9 protein-coding genes are annotated in these 23,797 nt (G+C 47.4%); all 9 read left to right on the top strand.

Annotated elements, in window-relative coordinates; all coding sequences use genetic code 11:
* Positions 1-321 precede the first annotated feature (321 nt).
* The 9 genes from KIH87_RS12095 (at position 322) to KIH87_RS12055 (ending at position 23,567) form a co-directional block, all read left to right on the top strand.
* Positions 322-14,640, top strand: coding sequence for an SDR family NAD(P)-dependent oxidoreductase (locus KIH87_RS12095; RefSeq protein ID WP_232358123.1), 14,319 nt, complete (start codon positions 322-324; stop codon positions 14,638-14,640).
* A 232-nt stretch (positions 14,641-14,872) separates the two neighbouring features.
* Positions 14,873-15,571, top strand: coding sequence for an MBL fold metallo-hydrolase (locus KIH87_RS12090; RefSeq protein WP_232358122.1), 699 nt, complete (start codon positions 14,873-14,875; stop codon positions 15,569-15,571).
* A 181-nt stretch (positions 15,572-15,752) separates the two neighbouring features.
* The gene (locus KIH87_RS12085) at positions 15,753-17,021 is read left to right on the top strand and encodes a hydroxymethylglutaryl-CoA synthase family protein (RefSeq protein ID WP_232358121.1); all 1,269 of its coding nucleotides are present in this window, start codon (positions 15,753-15,755) and stop codon (positions 17,019-17,021) included.
* Positions 17,009-17,797 (top strand): enoyl-CoA hydratase/isomerase, encoded by a 789-nt coding sequence (locus KIH87_RS12080; protein WP_232358120.1) that lies wholly within the window; start codon positions 17,009-17,011, stop codon positions 17,795-17,797. The genes KIH87_RS12085 and KIH87_RS12080 overlap by 13 nt, the downstream gene beginning before the upstream one ends.
* 137 nt (positions 17,798-17,934) lie before the next feature.
* Entirely contained in the window at positions 17,935-18,174 is a 240-nt protein-coding gene (locus KIH87_RS12075) for an acyl carrier protein (RefSeq protein WP_232358119.1), read from the top strand.
* 22 nt (positions 18,175-18,196) lie between these two features.
* A complete protein-coding gene (locus KIH87_RS12070) occupies positions 18,197-19,414 on the top strand; it encodes a beta-ketoacyl synthase N-terminal-like domain-containing protein (protein ID WP_232358118.1) in 1,218 nt (405 codons plus the stop codon).
* Between the two features lie 85 nt (positions 19,415-19,499).
* Entirely contained in the window at positions 19,500-20,255 is a 756-nt protein-coding gene (locus KIH87_RS12065) for an alpha/beta hydrolase (protein WP_232358117.1), read from the top strand.
* 84 nt (positions 20,256-20,339) lie between these two features.
* Positions 20,340-21,473, top strand: a complete 1,134-nt coding sequence (gene fabD, locus KIH87_RS12060; RefSeq protein ID WP_232358116.1) for an ACP S-malonyltransferase — start codon at positions 20,340-20,342, stop codon at positions 21,471-21,473.
* 489 nt (positions 21,474-21,962) lie between these two features.
* A complete protein-coding gene (locus tag KIH87_RS12055) occupies positions 21,963-23,567 on the top strand; it encodes an outer membrane protein assembly factor BamB family protein (protein WP_232358115.1) in 1,605 nt (534 codons plus the stop codon).
* Positions 23,568-23,797 lie beyond the last annotated feature (230 nt).

The raw sequence follows: 23,797 nt of genomic DNA, 5'->3' as shown, positions 1-23,797 counted from the left end.
ATGACCGAGTCCTGAAAGGCTCAGTCCTGGTCGTTCGAGGTAACCTCAAATAAAGAATTTCGGGGTAACCTCAAATAAAGAATTTCGGGGTAACCTCAAATAAAGAATAAAAAGAGTAGTGATAGGTGTTCATCAAAAACGCTGTGAATACATCCATGTACGCTCGACAAATTCATCCATGAATTTGACGTTTTGCTGAACACCTATCACTACTCTCAGGAATTTCGTGCCATCCGTGCCATAACGGTGGCAATTGATACGCGTTAAACAGCGCGTTTGACACATAAACGAATAGAACAACTCTAGATAGAGAACAGTGTAATGATTGATTTTATCGAATACGTGGTTTCTGAATTGAAAAGCAAGAGGCTAAACAAAAGCAACGCGCTCTCGCTCATTAAGCAATTCTCAAGAAATTCGTCAGCCACTGCCAGTGCATCTATCATCCATCCGCTATTACATACCAATACTTCCGATTTAGGGCAGCAAAGTTATCGCTCTACCTTCTCGGGAGAGGAATTCTTCCTGGCGGATCATCAGGTTAAAATGGGCTCGGCGGCACAGGCTAAAGTATTGCCGGGTGTTGCTTATCTGGAAATGGCGCGTGCGGCGATAGCACAAGCTCTACCAGAGCTGCCAGAAGATGCCATTCTGGAATTACGTAATACCGTTTGGGCGCAACCTGTGGTTGTGAACAAACTAAAAAGCGTCAACATTGCACTGATCGAAACCGAAACGGGCGCCATCGACTACGAAATTTATAGTGACGTGGATGGTCAGGAAGTCATTCACTGTCAGGGGCAAGCGGTTTTCACTAGCCAAGTTGCGCCTGATGCTGTGGATTTGGACTCACTTTCTGCCCAAATGCAGCGCGGAATGCTGGATGCCGACACGGTTTACAAAGCCTTCGTTAAAACCGGTTTGAACTATGGCCCAGCCCATAAAGGCATCGTTGAAATCAAGCAAGGTGAGGGCGAGTTAGTCGCCAAGCTGCGTTTACCCAGCTCCATTGCCGACACTGAAAACGACTACGTATTGCATCCCAGCCTTATGGATTGTGCGTTACAGGCGTCTATTGGCCTGGTTGATGATTTAGCGAAATTTGCTGACAAACCTTCATTGCCATTTGCCCTGTCTTCTATTCGAGTGATCGCGCCTTGTACTGCTGATATGACAGCTTGGGTGCGTTACACACCGGGTAGTGAAAATCAGGATAAAGTCAGCAAGGTCGATTTGGATTTGTACGATGCAAACGGTAACGTGTGTGTTCAAATTCAAGGTTTTACCTCTCGCGTATTAGATATTAGCCCTGCGGATTTAACTGCGGGTTCAGGGGATACTCTGGGCATTTTACATGCATCTTCGGTTTGGAAAGATGCCGCCTCTATTCATGGAGAGACTCAAGAAGAGACTCACGCAGAAACGCAAAACTATCTACAAAAACATATCCTGATATGTGAACTGCCGAATGTTGATGCCAAGGCATTAGCCGGTAGAACAGATGCCAAGTGTGACGATATCAGTGCAGATGCGAAACAGGGTATTGATACTCGTTATCAGACCTATGCGTTAGCGGCCTTTGAGAAGATCCAGAAGATTTTCCAAAACAAGCCTAACGGACGCGTATTGTTCCAATTGGTACTGCCAGACAATCAAGACGGCGCCATATTAGCGGGCTTCTCTGGTCTATTAAAATCAGCAGCGCTGGAAAACAATCATTTTGTTGGACAAATTGTATTGTCGAATGCGGCAGTAAAAACCGATGCCCTGGCAGCGCAATTACAGATTGCTGCTAATAATCCGCAAGATCCTGAAATCAAATTTATCGGTGACAAGAGCAACAGCAAGCGCCAAGTATTACGTTGGGAAGAACAAACCGTTTCTGACATTAACGTACCACAAAGCACCCATGTGCCATTTAAAGATTCAGGCGTTTACCTGATCACGGGTGGTCTGGGCGGCTTGGGGATCTTGTTTGCAAAAGACATTATCAAGCAAACCAAAAACGCGAAAATCATCCTGACCGGTCGCTCTTCGTTAACGGCGCAGCGCCGTACCGACCTGAAAAAGCTACAAGACTTGGCAGCAAGCAACGGCAGCAATGGAGTGGTGGAATATGAGCAATTAGATATTGCTGACAGCGCGCAAGTGCAAGCCTTGGTGAAAGACATCGTAAGCAAGCATAAGCAGCTAAACGGTGTCATCCATAGTGCCGGTGTGATTTACGACAGCTTCATCATGCGTAAAACCAGTGAAGACTTTGCCAAGGTCATGTCGCCTAAAGTCACGGGTACGGTGAATCTGGATTTGGCAACGCAAGATCTGGACATCGACTTTATTGTTCTGTTCTCAGCGCTAGCGGGCGCGATGGGTAACTGGGGACAATCGGATTACGCTACCGCCAACAACTTTATGGATCACTACGCTGCACTGCGTAACAAGTGGGCGAGTGAAGGCAAACGTTCAGGCCATACTCTAGCCATTGATTGGCCGTTGTGGAACGACGGCGGCATGAAGGTGGATAAGGCCGCGCAAGACAACTTGCGTAAAACTTCTGGTATGGTGCCGATGCAGGCCGCCACAGGGATTAATGCCTTCTACCAAGGCTTGGCTGAGCAATCAGCACAATTGTTGGTAATGGAAGGCGACCTGGCGCATATGCGCGAAGTGGTCTTTGCTGAGCCTAAATTGCAAGTTCCTGAACCTGTTGTTGACGTTCCGGTTGAAACGACAGTAGCGGCGGCTAAAGCTGCTCCAGTAAAAGCAGCAAAACCAGCAGGTAATCTGGTTGATAAGATGCAAGATTACTTGCGCAAGCAGTTCTCTGAATTGCTGAAAATGCCAGCGCACAAGATCGATGCCCAAGCGCCTTTAGAGCAATACGGTATTGATTCTATTTTGGCGATGAACCTGACCAGCGAGCTGGAAAAAACCTTTGGCTCATTGTCCAAGACCTTATTCTTTGAATATCAAACCCTGACCGAATTAACCGATTATCTGATCGGTGCCTTCCCTGCGGAATTAGACAAACTGTTTGGCAGTGCCAGTCAGGAAAAAGCTCAAGCAAAACCAGCACCCGCCGTCGCGAAAGAAGCGGCTCCGCTTGCTACTGCTACACCAGCAGCTTCTGGCAGACGTGGTGGTCGCAGAATGCATCGCGGTGCGGCACTAATTCAAGGGGGGCAAACAGGCCAATTTGGTAGCAAGTCTGCATTCCAGGCAGAGCCAGTGGCAATTGTGGGTATGAGTGGTCGTTATCCTGAAGCATGGGATTTGGAAGACTACTGGCACAACCTGCGTGACGGCAAAGACTGTATTACCGAAGTACCGTCAGATCGTTGGGATTGGCGCGAATACTACACAGACGACCGTACTCAGGAAGGCCACCATTTCAGTAAATGGGGCGGCTTCATCAAAGGTATCGACGAGTTCGATCCGGTATTCTTCAACATTATTCCGCGTGAAGCCGAAGCACTTGACCCTCAAGAGCGTTTGTTCTTGCAACACGCATGGATGGCAATCGAAGATGCGGGCTACACTCGTGCCGGATTGCGTGTACATCGTGACGATGATTTAGACGGTCAGGTTGGCGTTTACGTTGGCCTCATGTATAGCGAATATCAGCTATTTGGGCCACAAGCTGCCATTAACGGTAAGCGCATTGGGGTTGCTGGTAGTTACGCCAGTATTGCCAACCGTGTTTCTTACGTGATGAATTTACATGGCCCGAGCATGACGGTCGATACCATGTGCTCGTCGTCGATCACCTCGATTCACCTTGCTTGTCAGGATCTGAAACAAGGCCGCACCGACATGGCAATCGCCGGTGGTGTGAACCTGACCATTCACCCAAGCAAATACCTGATTTTAAGTGATTGGCAGTTCATCTCCGGTGACGGTAACTGCCAAAGCTTCGGTGAAGGTGGCGACGGTTATATTCCGGGTGAAGGTGTTGGCGCAGTCGTGTTGAAACGCTTGTCGGAAGCCGAGCGTGATGGCAACCATATCTACGGTGTTATCCGTGGTAGTTCACTGAATCACGGTGGTAAAACCAACGGTTACAGCGTGCCGAATCCGCAAGCGCAGGCTAGTGTTATTAGCCATGCGTTAAAAGAAGCGAACATTAACCCGCGCCATATCAGCTACATTGAAGCCCACGGCACGGGCACTAAATTGGGTGACCCTATCGAAATAGCCGCCTTGAAGAAGGTTTTCGAGGAATACACGCAAGAGAAACAATTCTGCTTAATCGGCTCGGCGAAATCTAACATTGGTCACTGTGAATCTGCGGCAGGTATTGCTGGCGTGGCGAAAGTATTGCTGCAAATGCAATACAAGCAAATCGTGCCTTCATTGCATTCATCAACGCTGAACCCGCATATCAATTTTGAGAACAGTCCGTTTACTGTTAACCAGGTCTTGCGCCCTTGGGAGCAGCCGGTTGTTGATGGCAAGACTCTACCGCGTATCGCCGGTATTTCTTCCTTTGGTGCAGGTGGCTCTAACGCTCACATTCTAATTGAAGAATACACGCCGAAAACAGCGCAAAGCCATTCAGAAATGTTGGCTGATGAGTTCGATACTGTCATCGTGCCAATCTCTGCGCGTACTGAAGAACAGTTGATGCAGAAGGTCAAAGACTTGTTGGCCTTTATCAGCAAAGCGGAACAGCGTGAGAAAGAAACCGGTATCAAACTGGATCTGCTGTCGTTGGCTTACACCCTGCAAGTGGGTCGTGAACCCATGGAAGAGCGTTTTGGTTTGATGGTGAGTTCAATTGAAGAGCTAGCCAAACGCTTGCAAGCCTTTGTTGATGGCGAACAAGAGATTGATGACGCTTACCGTGGTCAGGTGAAACGCAACAAAGACGGTATGTTGCTGATCAGCCAGGACGATGACATGAAAGAAGCCATCGACCGTTGGCTTGAGCGTAGAAAGTACACCAAATTACTGGATTTGTGGGCGAAAGGTCTGGATGTTGACTGGGATAAACTCTACGGCGACATCAAACCTAACCGTGTCAGTTTGCCTACCTATCCGTTTGCCAAGCTTCGTTACTGGGTTGATATTGGTTCTGCGACCAATGTTGATGCAGCAGGGCTGTATAAAGCGTCAGGGCTTAACAAAGCATCGGTATTGCACCCTATGTTGCATACCAATACCTCTGATTTTACTCAGCAAAGCTACCGTTCTAACTTTAACGGCAATGAGTTTTTCCTGAGCGATCATCAGGTGGAAACCAGCGCTGGCGCGCAAGCCAAAGTATTACCTGCTGTGGCTTACCTTGAAATGGTTCGCGCTGCTGTTGAGCAAGCCTTACCTCAGGCCTTTATGAGTGAAGGTGGAGTTATCGAGCTGCACAACACCGCATGGGCGCAGCCGCTTATTGTTTCTGGCAGCAAGCAAGTTACCGTTGCGCTGGAAGCCAGTGATAGCGACAGCATTGATTATCAGATTACCAGTCTGGATAACCAGCAAGAAGCCTTGCATTGCCAAGGTCAAGCGGTGTTAACGGCGGTTAGCCAACCCTTACAGTTGGATTTGGCGCAGCTTAAAGGCCTAATGCAGCGTGGTAGCATCGCCCCTGAGCAGTTCTATCCTGCATTTAGCAATATGGGCATCCATTACGGTGCGGCTTATCAAGGTGTTGCCGCGATTTATCAAGGTCAGCAACAGTTATTGGCGCAGTTGCATATTCCGGCAGCCTCAGAAAACAGCCTGAATGATTTTGTATTGCATCCAAGCTTGTTAGACAGCGCATTGCAATCCACATTAGGACTGGTTGAAGATTTCGCTAATATTCCTGATCAACCCACCTTGCCATTTGCCTTAGACAGCATCCGTATTTTAGGTTCATGCAGCACCGATATGTACGCCTGGATCCGTTATAGCGAGGGTAGTCACCCGGGCGACTCAGTTATCAAACTGGATATCGACCTGTGTGATGATCAGGGCTATGTGGTTGCGCAACTACGTGGCTTTACGTCTCGTGTTATGGACAACATGGCAAGTGCGTCAGCTAGTGGTCAGGGGTCGCTGTTAGCCAAGCCTGAGTGGAAGTCGCGCGTGGCTTCTGGTGTGGCTGCCAAAGCTGCCAGCCGTGATAGTTTCGCCCAGCATCATATTGTCCTGTGCGACATGCCGCGTGTTACCGATAAGCAAGTGGCGAGTGCCATTGACGGTGCGCAAGTCATTGAGCTAAAAGACAAGCAAAAAGACATTGCGACTCGTTATCGTGACTATGCCTTGCATGTGTTTAGCACTATCAAGGAAATCTTCACAAAACAGGCGCAAGATCAAGTTAAAGAAAAAGTATTGTTGCAGATTTTCGCACCAGCAAAAGCGGCGAAAACGCCTCAAGAACAGTCGGTATTTGCTGGACTGGCAGCCTTACTGAAAACAGCCTCTATGGAGAACCCAAATCTGGTTGGGCAGATCATCCTTAGTGATGCGCAATCAGCGAAAGTGGTCTCTGAACACGTTGAATCCGCCCTAAGTAACGTGGCTGATGTAGCCGTTAAGTTCATCGGTAAGAGCAGCGAAGTCATGGGCTGGAACATCACTGATACCACAGATGATGCGCCAGAAGCCGTATTTAAAGACAACGGTGTGTACTTGATCACTGGTGGTACGGGTGGTTTGGGCTTGGTGTTCGCCAAAGAAATTCTGGCACAAACCAATGCCGCAACCGTGGTACTGACAGGCCGTGGTGAACTAAGCGACGACAAACAAGCTCAATTGGATGAGATTCAGCAAGCATCGGGATCGCAAAGCAAGCTGGAATATGCCCAATTAGATATCGCCAGCCTCGATGCTGTGAAGAAACTCATTGCTCAAGTGCAGCAAAATCATGGTGCCTTGAACGGTATTCTGCATAGTGCAGGTATGTTGGCAGATAACTTCATTGTGAAGAAATCTGCGGAGGATTTTGCCAAGGTACAAGAACCAAAAGTCATTGGTACGTACAATCTGGATGAAGCCAGTAAAGAACTGGATTTGGATTTCCTTGCCTTGTTCTCCTCATTCTCGGGTGCTTTTGGTAATGCGGCACAAGCCGATTACTCTTCTGCTAACAGCTTCATGGATAACTATGCGGCGTATCGTAACCAGCTGGTTGCAGCCGGACAGCGTCATGGTCACACTTTATCGGTGAACTGGCCATTATGGGCTGACGGTGGCATGACAGTGGATGAAACCAGCATTGATATGATGCAGCAAGCCACTGGCATGATCCCGATGGACAACGCAACCGGCATGAAAGCTTTCTATCGTGCTTTGGCTGACAGTTATGATCAGGCATTGATTGTAGAAGGTAATGTCAACAAGATGCGTAGCGTCTTGTTCGGTGAGAAACTTGTTGAGGCGACGGCTGAAGCCAAAGTTGAAACGCCAGTCGCTAAACCTGTTTCCACGCCTGCGCCAGTTGCAAAACAAGTACAGGCTCAACCTGTTCAAACAGCGCCTGTGGCTCAAACAAGTGGGACTGCTCCTGAAACAAGCCTGGTAAATCAGGTTCAAGACTACCTGAAACAGCAATTCTCTGATTTGCTGAAACTGCCCGCTTATGAGATTGATTCCAAAGCCGCGCTGGAAGACTACGGCATTGATTCCATCCTTTCCATGCGTTTAACCACGTTGTTGGAGAAGACTTTTGGTTCATTGTCCAAGACCTTGTTCTTTGAATATCAAACTATTCAAGCGCTAGCCGGTTACCTGTTAAAAGCCTTCCCGGATGTTGTACAGCGTGAAGTTGGACAAACTGCACAAGCCCAAGCTACATCAAGTGCCGCTGCTCCAAGTGCTGCTCCGGTTCAAACCGCTCAAGCCAGTGCACCAATTGCTCCTGTGATGAAGAAGAAAGGCTTCTCAGGTCTGGGAACTGGTTTAGGTTTGGGAGCGGGCAAATCCGGCAGAATGGTTCAGCATCAGGAAGTGGCGATTGTGGGCTTGGCGGGGCGTTATCCGCAAGCTGACGATTTGGATGCTTTCTGGAACAACCTGACTCAAGGTATCGACTGTATTTCTGAAGTACCGGCTGACCGTTGGGATCACAGTAAATTCTTCGATCCGCGTCGTGATCAGCTAGGCAAGACCTACAGCAAATGGGGCGGCTTTATCAATGATGTTGATAAGTTCGATCCTTTGTTCTTCAACATTTCACCGAAAGAAGCGGAACTGGTTGATCCTCAAGAGCGATTGTTCCTGGAAACCGTTTGGCACGCCATTGAAGATGCAGGCTACAGCAAAGAAAGTATCTATGGCGGTCGTGTCGGCGTTTATGTTGGCGTTATGTGGGGACAATACGAGTTGTACGGTGCCGAAGCCATGTTGGCGGGGAATGCATCTGTACCTAACTCGTCTTATGCTTCAGTAGCGAACCGTATTTCTTATTTCTTCAATTTCAGCGGCCCAAGCATGGCGCTAGACACCATGTGTTCGTCTTCATTAACGGCGATTCATTTGGCGACAGAAGCACTGAGCAAAGGCGATATCGACGCTGCTATTGCCGGTGGTGTGAACATTTCTATTCACCCACATAAATACGTGAACCTGGCGCAAGGTAACTTCCAGGCTAGTGATGGTCGCTGCCGCAGCTTCGGTGAAGGTGGTGACGGTTACGTACCGGGTGAAGGTGTGGGTGCGGTGTTGTTGAAACCGTTGGATCAAGCCTTGTTAGATGGCGACCATGTGTATGCATTGGTACGTTCAACTGCGATTAACCACGGCGGTAAGACCAACGGTTACACAGTACCTAACCCGGTTGCTCAGGGTGATTTGGTTTTGGAAGCCTTGAACAAAGGCAATGTTGATCCGAAAACATTGAGCTATCTGGAAACGCATGGAACAGGTACTTCACTGGGTGATCCTATTGAAATTACCGGTTTGAACCGTGCCTTTGAAGAGTTCAATCCAGAGAAACAGTTCTGCCCAATCGGCTCTGTAAAATCCAATATTGGACATCTGGAATCGGCTGCGGGCATCGCGGCCATCTCCAAGGTATTGCTGCAATTGAAGCACAACAAGTTAGTGCCTTCATTACATGCCGATACCTTGAATCCGAACATTGATTTTGAAAATTCGCCGTTCTATGTACAAACCAAATTGGCGGATTGGCAGCGTAAAGACAACCAACCTCGTCGCGTGGGTGTTAGCTCATTCGGGGCGGGTGGCTCTAATGCTCACATTATTCTGGAAGAGTACATCGACTCGCGTCAAAGTGCGCCTGCTATAAACAATACGCTTAATCATTCAGTGCCAGAAGTGTTCGTATTGTCTGCCCGTGACTTGAACACCTTGGTGAAATACGCCGAGAAATATCTGGCCTTTATTGATGGTCTGCAAAGCGCTGAAGACGGTAAAGACGGCAGCGATATTTCACTGGCTGAGTTGGCTTATACCTCTCAGGTAGGTCGTTCACCATTGCATGAACGCTTGTTGATTCTGGCGAACGATATGTCGGAGTTGCGCGATAAGCTGCAACAGTGGTTAGAACTGCCTAAGGGTAAGGAAGCCAGTAAAGACACCAGGAAAGAAAGTAAGTCTAATCAGGTTGAAGGCATATTCCACGGCAACAACAAAGACGCTAAAGCCAATACTGGCGGCTTGATCGTTGGTGAGGCGGGCGAAGCCTACCTGAAAGTGATCCAGGAGAAGCAAGACTTACCGAAGATCGCCAAGTTATGGGTGTCGGGCATTGATTTCGACTGGTCATTCATTCAGCGTCAGCAAAAACTGAAGCGTGTATCGCTGCCTACTTATCCGTTTGCTAAAGAGCGTTACTGGATCAACGACCATTTAGGTTCCGTGGTAGCAAGCTTTGGTGGCCGAGTGGAGCAGGGCGCGAATGCGCAAGCTCAATCCCAGACCCAAGGCCTCTCTCAAGGAATAAGGCCAGCACCTGTTGCGGTTCCTAAACAACAGGTTTTCTATACGCCTAAGTGGGATATCGCCAAGTTAGCGAAATCGTCCGCTGAGGTGAGCGGCACTACATTGGTATTCAGTGCTGGTATTGAGTTAAGTACAGCATTGCAAAAAGCGCACGCCCATAGTGATGTAGTTTGGGTTGAAGCGGGCGATGCCTATAAGGCCATTGATGGTGGTCATTTCGTTGCCAACCTGAATAGTGAAGAGTCGCTACAACAACTGATTGATGGCTTGGCGGAAAATGACCGTTTGCCAACTCAGGTTGTGCATCATTTGAATGCGTCTGCGGGTTCGGTTAATGGACAAATAGACGGACAAGTAGACGGACATTTAAACAGTGGCTTCTATGCTTTGTTCAACTTGTGCCGTGCGTTGATGAAGCATAAGAGCAAGCAAGCGCTGAAACTGATTTCAGTGCAAACTACTGATGCTTTAACGGATGAGCAAAGTACGATTAACGCTACTTTCAATACTATTTTCGGTCAGGCATTAGCCGGATTCTTCAAAACGCTGGGATTGGAAAAACCCAATTACATGGCGAAAGTGCTGAGCTTGCCGACGACCGAGATCGTCGAACATGCGCAAGTGATTGCTGATGAGCTACAGGCTGAGCAATGGCGCGATAAAGAAGTCAGATACGTCAACAAGGGTGAAAGCCTGTCACGCGAAGTGAAGCGTTATGTTGTGTATAACACGTCTGAGTTGCCAATGGCTGAACTGCCGTTGAAACAGCGTGGCGTGTATCTGGTGTCTGGCGGCTTGGGTGGTTTGGGCTACATCATTGCTGAATATCTGGTTAAACAGTATCAGGCGCGCTTGGTGTTGTTTGGACGTTCAGAGCCTAAAGCCGAACAGCAAGCCAAGATTCAACAGTTACAGGATTTGGGCTCAGAAGTGCTTTATGTACAAGCTGATGCGTCGAATCTGTCTGATATGCAGAAAGTGGTCAGCGAAGCGAAGGCCAAGTTCTCCGCGGTTAATGGTGTTATCCATAGCGCGGGCGTAAATAAAGACGCCTTTATTATCAAGAAAACGCCAGAAGAAATGGCAAGTGTATTGGCACCTAAAGTGCTGGGCGGCTTGAACCTTGATGCGGCAACCAAAGACGAAGATTTAGACCTGTTCGTGATGTTCTCATCGGTTGCTGGTGCCATGGGTAACCTGGGACAGTGTGACTACGCTTACGGCAACCACTTCCTTGATGCCTTGGCGCAAGCGCGTCAGTCATTGACCGATGTCACCGCTGACAAGCCTCTTCGTACCGGAATTTCACTGTCTATCAACTGGCCGTTCTGGGCGCAGGGTGGTATGTCCATCTCTGAAAATGATGTGGCGATTACCGAGCAGCAAACCGGTATGGCTCCGCTACCCACAGAGATTGGTATTGCCAGTTTCGAAACGTTATTGCGTTCTGGTCTGGTTCAAGGTGTGCCTTTGTATGGCAACGTGAATCGTATTGCGGCCTATGTCGCCCCGGAAACGGCGGTGCTTGAAGCGCAACCTGTTTCTGCGACAACTCCGGCTGCAACTGCGACAACAGTGACCAGAACCGTCTCTTTCAATGCAGAAGCCTTGCAGGAAAGAACTGAAGAATACTTGAAAGAGCTATTAAGCGAAGAAATCAAACTGCCGGTGGATCGCATCAGCAGTGATGAACGCTTTGAAAGCTACGGTATTGATTCAGTGATGGTAGGGCGCTTTAACGCGAATTTAGAGCGTGATTTGGGCGAGTTGTCCAAAACCTTGTTGTATGAATACGACACCATCGAAGAGCTGGCTGAGTTCTTAATTCAGGAAGTAGAAGAAACCCTGCTGAACCTGTTTAAGATTGAAGCAACGGTTGAAGAAGTGGTTCAACAACCGATTCAAGTACAGACACAAGCTCCAGTTTATGCGCCAGAGCCAGTGGTGGCAGCAGCGCAAGCGGCTGAACCTGTGGTGAGCGCACCTGCGCAGGAATACATTCCTGCACCTGTTCAAAACCAGTTTAACGACAAGATTGCCATTGTGGGTGTTCACGGTTTGTATCCGCAATCCAATGATCTGAACGAATACTGGCAAAACCTTGCTCAAGGTAAAGATTTGGTTGAAGTGATCCCGCCAGTGCGTTGGGATGCTGAAGCCATGTATGACAACAGCGATGACGCGGCGCAAAACGGTAAGATTTACTGTAAGTGGGGCGCCTTTGTTGATGACTTCGACAAGTTCGACCCAGGCTTCTTCAATATTTCTCCGAACGAAGCCAAGACGATGGATCCGCAAGAGCGCTTGTTTATCAGCTCTGTCTGGTCTGCTATTGAAGATGCCGGTTACACCAAAGAGCAGATGATAAGCTTGTTCCCGAAAGCGGGTTCAAAGAGCGCCGATGTGGGTGTGTACGTGGGTATTACCACTAACAGCTACAACATGCTGACTGCCGACGAGTGGGCGCGTGGTAATCTGTCAGCGTCTCCAAGTTCATTGCCTTGGTCGATTGCTAACCGTGTGTCTTACTTCTTTGACTTCCAGGGGCCAAGCTTGCCGGTCGACACGGCGTGTTCATCGTCCTTGGTAGCCTTGCATATGGCCTGTGAAGCGATTAAACGCAACGAATGCCAGGCTGCTATCGCCGGTGGTGTGAATCTGTATCTGCATCCGGGCAAGTACCATTCATTGTGTGCCAAAGGCATGTTGTCGAACGATGGTATGTGTAACAGCTTTGGTGTTGGCGATGATGGTTTTGTGCCGGGCGAAGGCGTGGGCACTATGTTGTTGATGCCATTGAGTGTCGCAGAAGCTAACGGCAGCCATATCTACGGTACGGTTGCGGGCAGTGCATTTGAACATGCTGGTCGCTCTAACGGCTACTCTGCACCGAATCCAAATGCGCAAGCCATTGTCATTGCCAATGCCTTGAAAAACGCCAACGTGCATCCCGAAACGGTGAACTATATCGAAGGACATGGTACGGGTACGGGCTTGGGTGACAGTATGGAAATTACTGCACTGAACAAGGCTTTTGAAGAATTCACGGATAAAAAGCAGTTCTGTCCAATAGGTTCGGTGAAGGCGAATTTAGGCCACTCCGAAGCGGCGGCGGGTGTGACGGGCATTGCCAAGATCTTGTTGCAAATGCAGCACAAGCAAATTGCGCCAAGTATCCATGCAGAAGAAATTAATCCGAATATTAACTTTGCAGATTCACCTTTCTATCTGCAACGTGAGTTAGCGGATTGGAATGTGGCGGAAGGACAGCCTCGTCGTGCCATGATCAACTCCTTTGGTGCGGGTGGTGTGAATGCTTGTGTCATCATTGACGAATACATTGCAACAACGCAGAAATCTCAGTTGCCAGAAGTGGATTTCCATTTGTTTGTGTTGTCAGCGAAAAACGAAGAGCGTTTGCGCGATTACGCTAACAAGATGGCGGTGTTTGTAGGACAGCACCCAGAGTTGAACTTGACCGAGTTGGTTTACACCAGTCAGGTTGGGCGTGAAGCGATGGCTGAGCGTTTGGCGATTGTGGTATCCAGTCTGGATGAATTGAAAGACAAATTAACCCAATGGTTGCAACAACGTCCGACTTCCAATTTATTCCGTGCCACTGCCCAGACTAAACGTGGTCGTAAGGCAAAAGCGGTTGATGAGGCGTTGGAAGCTATGTACGGCGAGCAGGATCTGTTCGGTATTGCCGAGAAGTGGATTGCCGGTAGTGACATTGAGTGGGCGCGTATGTATAGCGTCGTGCCACAACGTATTTCATTGCCAACCTATCCGTTCGCCAAAGAGCGCTACTGGATTGGTGATACGCCTGCACAAGCGGTTGCCTCTGCTGAAACGGGTACAGCGAAATTGCATCCATTGGTATCGCACAACTCGTCAACATTGAAGAGCATCAGCTTTACTTCAACCTTGTCGGATAAAGCCTTCTACGCAGAAGATCATCAGGTGAATAACGAGAAGATCTTCCCGGGCGCAGGTTATGTTGAGATGGCGTGTATTGCCGGAAACATCGCTGGCGAGCAGCGCGTTGCCAAGGTAACGGATATTGTTTGGGCTGCACCAGTTAGCTTTGCGACGGGGGAGCAGACTTTACAAACCGAGTTGAAACCTGTGGGTGATGCGGTTGAATACATGGTGACGTCGCTGGATGAAGACTACGAGAAAGTGGTGCATTCGGAAGGTCGTTTGTATTTCGAAAGTGATGTTGATGTTAGTGCGGAACTGAATAAGGCGATGAACAAGAAGGTACCGTTGAAAGCATTGAGAGATCAATGCCCAATGCAGCGCAATGGTGCTTACTATTATAAAACCTTCGCTGAGTTTGGCTTTGGTTATGGCCCGGGATTCCAGACTATTCAGGAGTTCTATGGTAATCAGAATTATGCCATTACCAAGTTGAAGGTTGATGACTCTTTGATGAACGATTTTGAGCAGTTCATCTTGCATCCAAGCTTGATTGACGGTGCCTTGCAAACGGTAGTGGGCTTAATCGGCAGTGTGCAACCGGGTACGCCGTACTTGCCGTTTGCCTTGGATGAAGTGTTGATTCTGCGTCCGTTAACACAAACCTGTTATGCCCATGTGGAGTTCGCTGAGCCGGGACAAGTGGATTCACCGATGAAGAAGTTCAATATTCAGTTGTTGAATGAGCGCGGTGAAGTGCTGGCGAAGTTGAAGAACTTCTATGTGCGCGCGTTGGTGACGGCTCCGAAGAGTGAAGCAGTAGAGAGCTAGGGCGAAGTTCCACCAATGAATAGTTTACGCAGACACGCCGTGAATACTTCCCTGTAGGCTCCTACTCAGCGTCCATGCTGAGTAGGGTCTGCTTAAAAATATTCATTGGTGAAACAGAGAGTATGTCTGTGGTTGTATGAATGGGACGGTAAATTTAATTTGCGTGTAACAGGCAAGCGTTAGATTGACTCTGTTGCAGAAAGAATAAGTAGTTGAGATTGGTGACTGAAAAATGAGTACAACGACATCGGCAGCAAGAAAATTGTTTCCCCAGGTCGTTGAAATGAAAGTGACCAATGGTTTGATGGAAAACTACAACTATTTGATTGTAGATCCAAAGAGTAACCAGTCGGTCATTATCGATCCAGCCTGGGAAATCGACAAAATAGACAAGGCCATTGCCGATTCGGGAAGCAAGTTAAGTGCGGTGTTATTAACCCACACGCACCCGGATCACGCTGACTTAGCCAGTGAAGTGGCGTATCAGTACGACGTGCCTATCTGGGTATCGCAGGAAGAGATTGATTGGTCAGGTTTTCATGACGACAGGATCGTCTTGCTGGATGAAACGCCCTTTATTATTGGCCAAATGTTTATCCAGCCAATTTTTACTCCGGGGCACACTCCCGGCGGCTATTGTTTCCTGATCGCCGACAACCTGTTTACCGGTGACACCTTATTTGCCGAGGGCTGCGGCATATGTGACGACGATGAATCGGCGCGTGTTTTATTCGAAAGTTTGCAGCAATTAAAGGTGCAATTAAGCCCGGATACGAAAATTTTTCCCGGACATTGCTATGGTAAAGCGCCCGGTCAATTGTTTTCTCATCTCTGTAGGTATAATATTTACCTACAGTTTAGCAATCCGAACCATTTTGCGTCCTATTTAATGCGTGGGAAGCAGAATATGAAGATGTTTGAATTTGGCTAAAAAGCCGAAGAAAAAGAAGGTCTTACGATTACGTCTACCATCAGTTGATATTGTTTATTACGCTATTTTAGGCAGGGCTAGCGCGCGTTAGCTTCATGCTCAGTAATGACGAGGTATACGCTGAGAAAGAAAAATCACAACACAAATCTAATAGAAAACATAACTATTTGGGATCAGACCTATGAGTTTAGTTGGAATTGAAGCGATGAATGTGTTCGCTGGAGCTTGCTACCTTGACGTAAGCAAGTTGGCAGCACATCGTAATCTGGATACTACCCGTTTTGAAAACCTTCTGATGAAGGAAAAGACAGTAGCGTTACCTTATGAAGATCCAATTACCTTCGCGGTAAACGCGGCCAAGCCAATCATTGATGCTTTGACTCCTGAAGAAAAAGATCGCATTGAAATGGTTATCACTTGTACCGAGTCAGCCTTCGACTTCGGTAAATCATGCAGCACTTATGTTCATAACCTGTTGGGCTTAAATCGTAACTGCCGTTTGTTTGAAATCAAAAACGCCTGTTATTCCGGTGTTGCAGGTTTGCAGCAAGCGGTTAACTTCGTGCTCTCTGGTGTATCTCCTGGTGCAAAAGTTCTGGTAGTGGCGACTGACCTGTCTCGTTTTATGATTGAAAAAGGCGGTAGTGCCTTGACCGAAGACTGGTCTTTTGCAGAACCAAGTAACGGCGCGGGTGCGGTTGCCATGTTGGTCAGTGACCAGCCTCATATCTTCCAAATGGATGTAGGCGCAACGGGCTATTACGGTTATGAAGTAATGGATACCTGCCGTCCTTCTCCTGACACAGAAGCCGGTGACTCTGACTTGTCATTGTTGTCTTATCTGGATTGCTTCGAGAATTCCTACAAAGAATACGCCAAGCGTGTTGAAGGCGCGGATTTCCGTACCAGCTTTGATTACATCGCTATGCATACGCCATTCGGCGGTATGATCAAAGGCGCACACCGTAACCTGATGCGTAAAGTGCTGAAAGCCAAAGGCCCTGAAATTGAAGAAGATTTTCAACGTCGTGTAACGCCTGGACTTATCCACTGCCAACGCGTGGGTAACATCATGGGCGCAACAGCAATGATGTCGCTAGCCAGCACTATCGACAATGGTGATTTCCAAACGCCCAAGCGTGTTGCTGCGTTCTCTTATGGTTCTGGTTGCTGCTCTGAATTCTTTAGCGGCATCGTGAGAGAAGAAAGCCAAAACCGTCTGCGCGATATGAACATCAAAGGTCACCTGGATGGTCGTCATGAATTGACTATGGAAGAGTACGACAACCTGTTGATTGGCAGTAATGCGGTTAAATTCGGTACTCGTAACGTTGTATTGGATACGTCTTTCATTCCTGAAGCGCGTCAGGCTCATGCCAAGCGCGGTAAAGAGACCTTGTTCCTGAAAGAAATCAAAGAATTCCACAGGGAATACGAATGGGTATCCTAGAACGGGCGAGCGATTGCTCAACCATTAAGGTTCGCTTGGAAGACGATATCTGTTTTATCCAGATTGATCGCCCGGAAGCTAACAACACCATCAATGACCAGCTCGTTGATGAAATGAACGACATTCTCGATCTTTGTGAAGATGCGGTGAATGTGGTGGTGTTGGAAGGTTTGCCTGAGGTGTTTTGTTTCGGTGCGGACTTTAAAGGTATTCAGCAAGGACTGGTTGCGGGCAATCATCAGGAACAAGATCCTGAGCCTTTGTACGATTTGTGGTTGAAGCTTTCTACAGGACCTTATGTCACCGTTGCTCATGTTCGTGGTAAGGCCAATGCGGGTGGTATTGGTTTTGTGGCGGCCTGTGATGTGGTGCTGTGTGAGGAAAAAGCCGTATTCAGTTTGTCTGAATTGTTGTTCGGTTTGATGCCTGCTTGTGTTCTGCCATTTTTGAATCGTCGCATGGGCTTTGCCAAAGCCAATTACATGACCTTGATGACTCAGCCTATTTCAGCGCGACAAGCGTTGGAATGGGGCTTGGTCGATGCTTGTGAAGAGAACAGTAATGGTTTGCTACGCCGTCATTTGTTGCGCTTACGTCGCTTAAACAAAGAAGGTGTGGCGCGTTACAAGACTTATATGAACAAGCTGGATGATGATTTGATTACCGCCAAGCAAAAAGCCTTGGATGGCAACAGAGAAGTCTTTTCTAACCCGGATAACCTGAGACTGATTGCGCGTTATGTTGAAACGGGCAAGTTCCCTTGGGATCCTGATTGATCTCTGTTGTTTTCTAACTGGCTGAGACAAAGTTCTCATACGTGAGAAGCTTAGAGTTAAACATTTTGCACGATGAACATATTTATTTTTGGTAGCGAGCTTAGTCACTTTGCTGCTGTTACTTTGGAGTGTTGACCATGACTAAAGACGAAATTTTTGCTGTTATTGTTGAAAATACCCGCGATGTATTACCTGAGTTGGAAGATCACGAGTTCAAGATGGACGATCAACTGAAAGACTTGGGTGCAAACTCAATTGACCGTTCTGAAATCGTTATGATGACGTTGGAAGCGCTGTCTTTAAACATTCCTTTAATCGAACTTGGTGGCGTTGAGAACATTGGTGAACTAGCAGAAACGCTAGCTGCCAAATCTTAATTTACAGCACAAGTAGATAACCATGTTAGTGACAGGTATCGGCATCACCTCTGCCATAGGGCAGGGCAAAGAGGCATTTACTCCCGCGTTGCTTTCCGGGCAACATAATTTCGGAGTAATGCAACGTGAAGGTAGACAAATTCCATCATCTGATGGTGGGGTTGAATCAGCGTTTTTAGGGGCTGAAATTGCCAATCTGACTATGCCGGAATCCGTTCCAAGAAGTCTGGTTCGGACTTTGTCTTATACCGGGCAAGTTGCTTTGGCCTCAGTCTATGAAGCCTGGCACGATGCTCAACTGGATGATGTCGATCCTGAACGCATTGGTTTGGTGGTAGGTGGTTCTAACTTTCAACAACGAGAGTTGAACAATCTCTACCAGAAATACGAAGGTAAAGTGCCTTTTGTGCGTCCTACTTATGCCATGTCGTTTTTCGATAGTGACGTTTGTGGGATTTGCACCGAGGTACTAGGCATTCGAGGCCCCGCTTATACCATAGGTGGTGCTTCAGCCAGTGGACAGGTTGCTGTTATTCAGGCAATTCAAGCCGTGCAGTCGGGCATGGTGGATGTGTGTATCGCCGTTGGCGCCATGCTGGATTTGTCTTATTGGGAATGTCAGGGTTTTCGCTCCATCGGTGCGATGGGCTCGGATAGATATGCCGAGCGTCCCGATTTGGCTTGCCGTCCTTACGATAAAGATCGCAATGGCTTCATCTTTGGTGAAGGGTGTGGTGTATTGGTGATTGAACGTGAAGGGCTAAACCGTTCAGGTGTAAAACCTTATGCGCGTTTAAGTGGCTGGGCAATGGGAATGGATGGCAACCGCAATCCAAACCCATCATTTGAAGGCGAAGTTAACGTTATCGAAAAAGCCTTGGCGATGGCAAAACTCACACCGAAAGATATTGATTACGTGAACCCTCATGGCACGGGATCAACCATTGGTGATGAAACTGAGTTAGGTGCGTTAAAGCATTGCGACCTTACTCATACTCACATTAATACCACTAAATCTATTACCGGGCATGGGCTAACTTCTGCCGGGGCAATTGAGTTGGTTGCAACATTGGTGCAAATGCGTGAAGGCAAGTTGCATCCTTGTCGAAATCTGGATAACCCGATGACAGATGAGTTCAATCTGGTACGTGAGACGCGTGATCATCAGATTGATAACGCGCTCAAGATGAGCATGGGCTTTGGTGGTGTGAACACTGCCATTTGCTTGCAGCGTTACTAGGGAGCAGGGCAGTTTTGTTGATGTTGTTAAATAAAATTGCCCAAAGTTGTTTGGTTGCTGCAACTCCGTCTTCGGGGGCAATGTAATGGCTAAATCTATTGTATTTATTCATGGCATTGGTCTCGGTAAATGGATGTTTGAGGAATATTTCGTGCCTTGGTATGAGTCGCAAGGATATGAGGTTCATGCTTTGGACTTGCCCGGGCATTCTCCGCAGTCTACGGCGTCTGAAAGACAAGGTATTACGCTGGATATTTGCGTTCAATACGTTGCTGATTATCTGAGCCAAAATGTGCATTCACCCTTTGTACTTGTGGGGATGAGTATGGGGGGCGCGATTTGTCAGCGTTTGTTGGCGGGTGGCTTTGCCGATCCGAATTTGCGTGGTGTGGTGTTACTGTCTTCTGTACCTCCTTGCCATAATTTGACCTTTTCCTTACGCCTGTTTCGTCGTCTGGCACAGTCAAATTCTGAAGTATTAATTGATTTCTTTACTGACAAGGTGAATAGCAAGCTGATGTTTGCGCCTGAAACTTTGTCGAGTTTATCGGAACAACAGATTCAAGGTTATTTAGACCGGATAGTAAAAAGCTTTCCTATGTTGGAATTTGAGATTTTCTTTAAAGACCTTCTCAGCAAGCCTTTTACGCCGCCGTGTCCGATGAAAATTATCGGTGGTGAAGACGATTTGTTATTCACCCCGGATGTAATCGAGTTTACGGCTTCCTATTACTCGAAAAAAGCTGAAATTTTACCAGGGCTGGGCCATTTAATTCCTTTTGAAACTAACTATCAACGCGGCATCGACGCGATTGACCGGTTTTTGACCGAGGTAATCTAAATGCGAACTGCAGCAGGAACCACTAACGGCTTAAAGCTCGAGAAGTAGCCAAATTATTATTCTAAATATTTAGAGGAGATATTCATGAAAACGTATATGTTTCCAGGTCAGGGTTCTCAGGCAAAAGGAATGGGCGGAGACTTATTTGATGAATTCAGTGATTTGACTGCCAAAGCAGATAAAATCCTGGGTTATTCGATCAAAGAGTTGTGCTTGGAAGATCCTAATAAAGAGCTGGGACTAACACAATTCACTCAGCCTGCTTTGTATGTGGTCAATGCGTTGTCCTACTTCAAAAAAGTGCAAGAGACGGGTGAAAAGCCAGATTTTGTTGCGGGCCACAGCTTGGGTGAATTCAATGCGTTGTTAGCCGCTGATGTGTATGACTTTGAAGCCGGTTTGAAACTGGTGAAAAAGCGTGGCGAATTGATGAGCGAAGCCTCTGAAGGTGCTATGGCTGCGATTATCAACTCGAATGAAGAAGAAATCAGACAAATCCTGAAAGACAATAACCTGAACAATATTGATTTGGCTAACTTTAACTCGCCTTCTCAAATCGTTATTTCTGGTTTGAAAGATGAAATCAAAGCCGCTCAGTCATGCTTCCAGCAAGGCAAGATTCTGTATTATCCATTGAACACCAGTGGTGCTTTCCACTCACGTTTCATGAAGCCTTCTCAAGAGAAATTTGCCACTTATCTTAAAAAGTTCAAGTTGGCTGATCCTCAAATTCCAGTTATTGCTAACGTTACGGCACGTGAATATAAGAACGATGAAATCGCTCACAATATGGCAAGCCAGATTGCGGGTGCGGTGAGATGGTCTGAAAGCGTTCAATACCTGAATGAAAAAGGCAATATGGAGTTTGTTGAAATTGGCCACGGTAATGTGTTGGCCAAGATGGTAGACAAGATCCTGAAAGAGACCGCAAAAGCTGCTGCCGCTGATAAACCTGCGGAAGCTGCCGCCAAGCCAGCCACTGTTGCTGCCGACAAACCTGCTGCTGCGCCAACCGGTAAGGTGAATGCCAAAGCTGCCGAGAAAGTGTCCAACTGGAACAAGCAACATCCGGTAGGTACCAAAGTGAAATCGTTGGTGATGGACTATGACAATCTGGAAACCCGCAGTGAAGCGGTGGTTCTATTTGGTCATCGTGCTGCGGTTTATATGAAAGATTACAACGGCTACTTTGACCTGGACGAGATTTCTCCTGTTTAAGTCAAAATCAGCTCCTTTGTCATTAAGCTGGGCTTGGCTTGAAAAATATTTCTGTTACCAAGTGTGAATCGATAAGCCCCCGGATTTATTGGGGGCTCTGTTGGTGTACAGGAGAAATAGTGGACTTCCACAATTTTTTAAACTTGGCTCAGGTTAAATAATTATTTAGTCAATTGACCCAATAGAGTGATTTTGTTACCGTCTTTCGAGTGGTAAATAAATTATTACCCTAAAAGTGTGAATTTCTGGTGGTTGACGTTATCGGTTAACTAGCAACAAACAAAATCGAGTTTTATCTCAAATGCAAACTTCGTTAAGCATCGGCCTTGTGACCCCGAACTTTGCGGAGCCATTTTAGTTAAAAATCACTAGATAAGATTATGAATTGAAACAGGGCGCTATCCGTATCTCTGAGATGAAGAGCGGGTGGATAGCGAACTGAGATTGGCAAATAACGAATTCAGAAACTATGAATCTTAGGACGAAATTATGAAGAGACTTTTTCGTAAACTGGTTTTGACTTCGTTCGCTCTTACCGCTGCAACCACGGCTGCTGCCGCTGAGTGGACGGTTTGGGGGAATGACCTGACCAATGCCAAACATGCTAAAGAGGAGACAATCATCTCCCCTGAGTCTGTTGGTAAACTGGCTCCCAAGTGGATTTTCGATTTCAATCAATATAACGATTGTGAAAAAGCCAACTGTGGAACCATTGCAACGCCTACCATTTCTGGTAACCAACTGTTTATTCCTGACTCTGCCGGTAATCTGTATGCCTTGAACAAGGAAACAGGTAAAGCAATCTGGGTTAAGAAAATCACTGAATATTCTGGTGTTGAAGGTGATTATTCACGTAGCAGCCCAGCAGTTGGTGGTGACATGATCTTCGTTGGTAGCCGTATGACGCCTACCATGTTCGCTGTTAATCAAAAAGACGGTGCCCTGAAGTGGAAATCTGAGTTGTTGGACGACCATATGGTTGCCATGATCACAGGTTCTCCTATTGTAAAAGGTGATCGTGTATACGTTGGTATCTCTTCATTTGAAGTAGGTATGGGCGGCGATCCTAGCTATCCTTGCTGTTCTTTCCGTGGCAGTGTTGTCGCGCTGGACGCGAAAACCGGTAAAGTGGTTTGGAAAACCTACATGGCTCCACCCCCTCCGGGCAAGCCAGAAGAATGGTTCTCTGGTAACTCTGTATGGGGTAGCTCGTTCTCTGTAGACGAGAAGCGCAACTCTTTGTACATCGCAACTGGTCAAAACTACAACACGCCTGAAGCGTTAAAAGCTTGCTTGCGTAAAGCGGGTGAAGACAAAAAAGCCATCGGCGATTGTATGGAGAAGCATGATCATCCTCAGAACTTCGTAGACGCTATCGTTTCTCTTGACCTGGATTCAGGTAAAGTAAACTGGGGCGTGAAGTTGCAAGGTTATGATGCCTGGACTATCGGTTGTGGCTTCCTTGCTATGCCTAAAAACGAAGCTTGCCCTGATCCTGAAGGCCCTGACTTTGATTTTGGTCAAGCACCTATGGTCTGGACTGCTGAATTGAATGGCAAGAAACAAGACTTTGTTGGCGCAGGTCAGAAGAGCGGTTTCTTCTGGGCACTAGATCGCGACAGCGGAAAAGTATTGTGGAGCACTTACACTGGTGATGGCCCTCAAGGTCCAGAAGGTACGATTGCTGGTGGTATCCTGGGTGGTTCTCAGTTCGGTTCTTCAACTGATGGTGAGCGCATTTACACCAACGAAACCTATGGTGAAGACACCAACGGTATCTTCGTAGCGCTAGACGCGGGCAGTGGTAAGATTTTGTGGAACACTTCTGCACCGGGTAAAGAGAACTTCATTCAAGGTTCTACTGCGGTTGCAAACGGTGTTGTATTCGGTGGTGGCATGGCGGCTGAAGGCCCTAACATGTTCGCTCTGGATGCGAAAACCGGCAAAATCCTGTGGAGCTACGCAAGTGGCGGTTCTGTAAGCTCTCACCCATCTATTGTTGACGGTGTGGTTTACTGGGGCTCAGGTTACAACAACTTCGGTGTATACGGTGTTGGTAACCACTTGTTCCACGCTTTTGAAGTGAAGAAGTAATCTCATTTGGCAGAACGGATCACAACAAGTGGTTCGTTCTGCTCCTTCCTTTAGACTGGAAATCCGATTGTTTATTTACTGAATGTGCTATTCAACAAGTAAATAATCGCCTTTCCTGTCCCGCATAATTCGAGTTGTATCTTATAGTCTCACAACCTGCTTGTGGGCTGATGCATCGGCAAGCGTTCAGGTTTATTTTCAGACAGTTATAGCGCTTCTTATGGTGCTTA

It is taken from the genome of Paraneptunicella aestuarii (assembly GCF_019900845.1).
Classification (GTDB): domain Bacteria; phylum Pseudomonadota; class Gammaproteobacteria; order Enterobacterales; family Alteromonadaceae; genus Paraneptunicella; species Paraneptunicella aestuarii.
This window is presented reverse-complemented; position numbering and strand designations above follow the sequence as displayed.

Coding starts and splice junctions, on each gene's coding strand:
- KIH87_RS12070 (WP_232358118.1), top strand. CDS start 18,197: ATGTTAGTGACAGGTATCGGCATCACCTCTGCCATAGGGCAGGGCAAA.
- KIH87_RS12065 (WP_232358117.1), top strand. CDS start 19,500: ATGGCTAAATCTATTGTATTTATTCATGGCATTGGTCTCGGTAAATGG.
- KIH87_RS12055 (WP_232358115.1), top strand. CDS start 21,963: ATGAAGAGACTTTTTCGTAAACTGGTTTTGACTTCGTTCGCTCTTACC.
- KIH87_RS12095 (WP_232358123.1), top strand. CDS start 322: ATGATTGATTTTATCGAATACGTGGTTTCTGAATTGAAAAGCAAGAGG.
- KIH87_RS12090 (WP_232358122.1), top strand. CDS start 14,873: ATGAGTACAACGACATCGGCAGCAAGAAAATTGTTTCCCCAGGTCGTT.
- KIH87_RS12075 (WP_232358119.1), top strand. CDS start 17,935: ATGACTAAAGACGAAATTTTTGCTGTTATTGTTGAAAATACCCGCGAT.
- KIH87_RS12085 (WP_232358121.1), top strand. CDS start 15,753: ATGAGTTTAGTTGGAATTGAAGCGATGAATGTGTTCGCTGGAGCTTGC.
- fabD (WP_232358116.1), top strand. CDS start 20,340: ATGAAAACGTATATGTTTCCAGGTCAGGGTTCTCAGGCAAAAGGAATG.
- KIH87_RS12080 (WP_232358120.1), top strand. CDS start 17,009: ATGGGTATCCTAGAACGGGCGAGCGATTGCTCAACCATTAAGGTTCGC.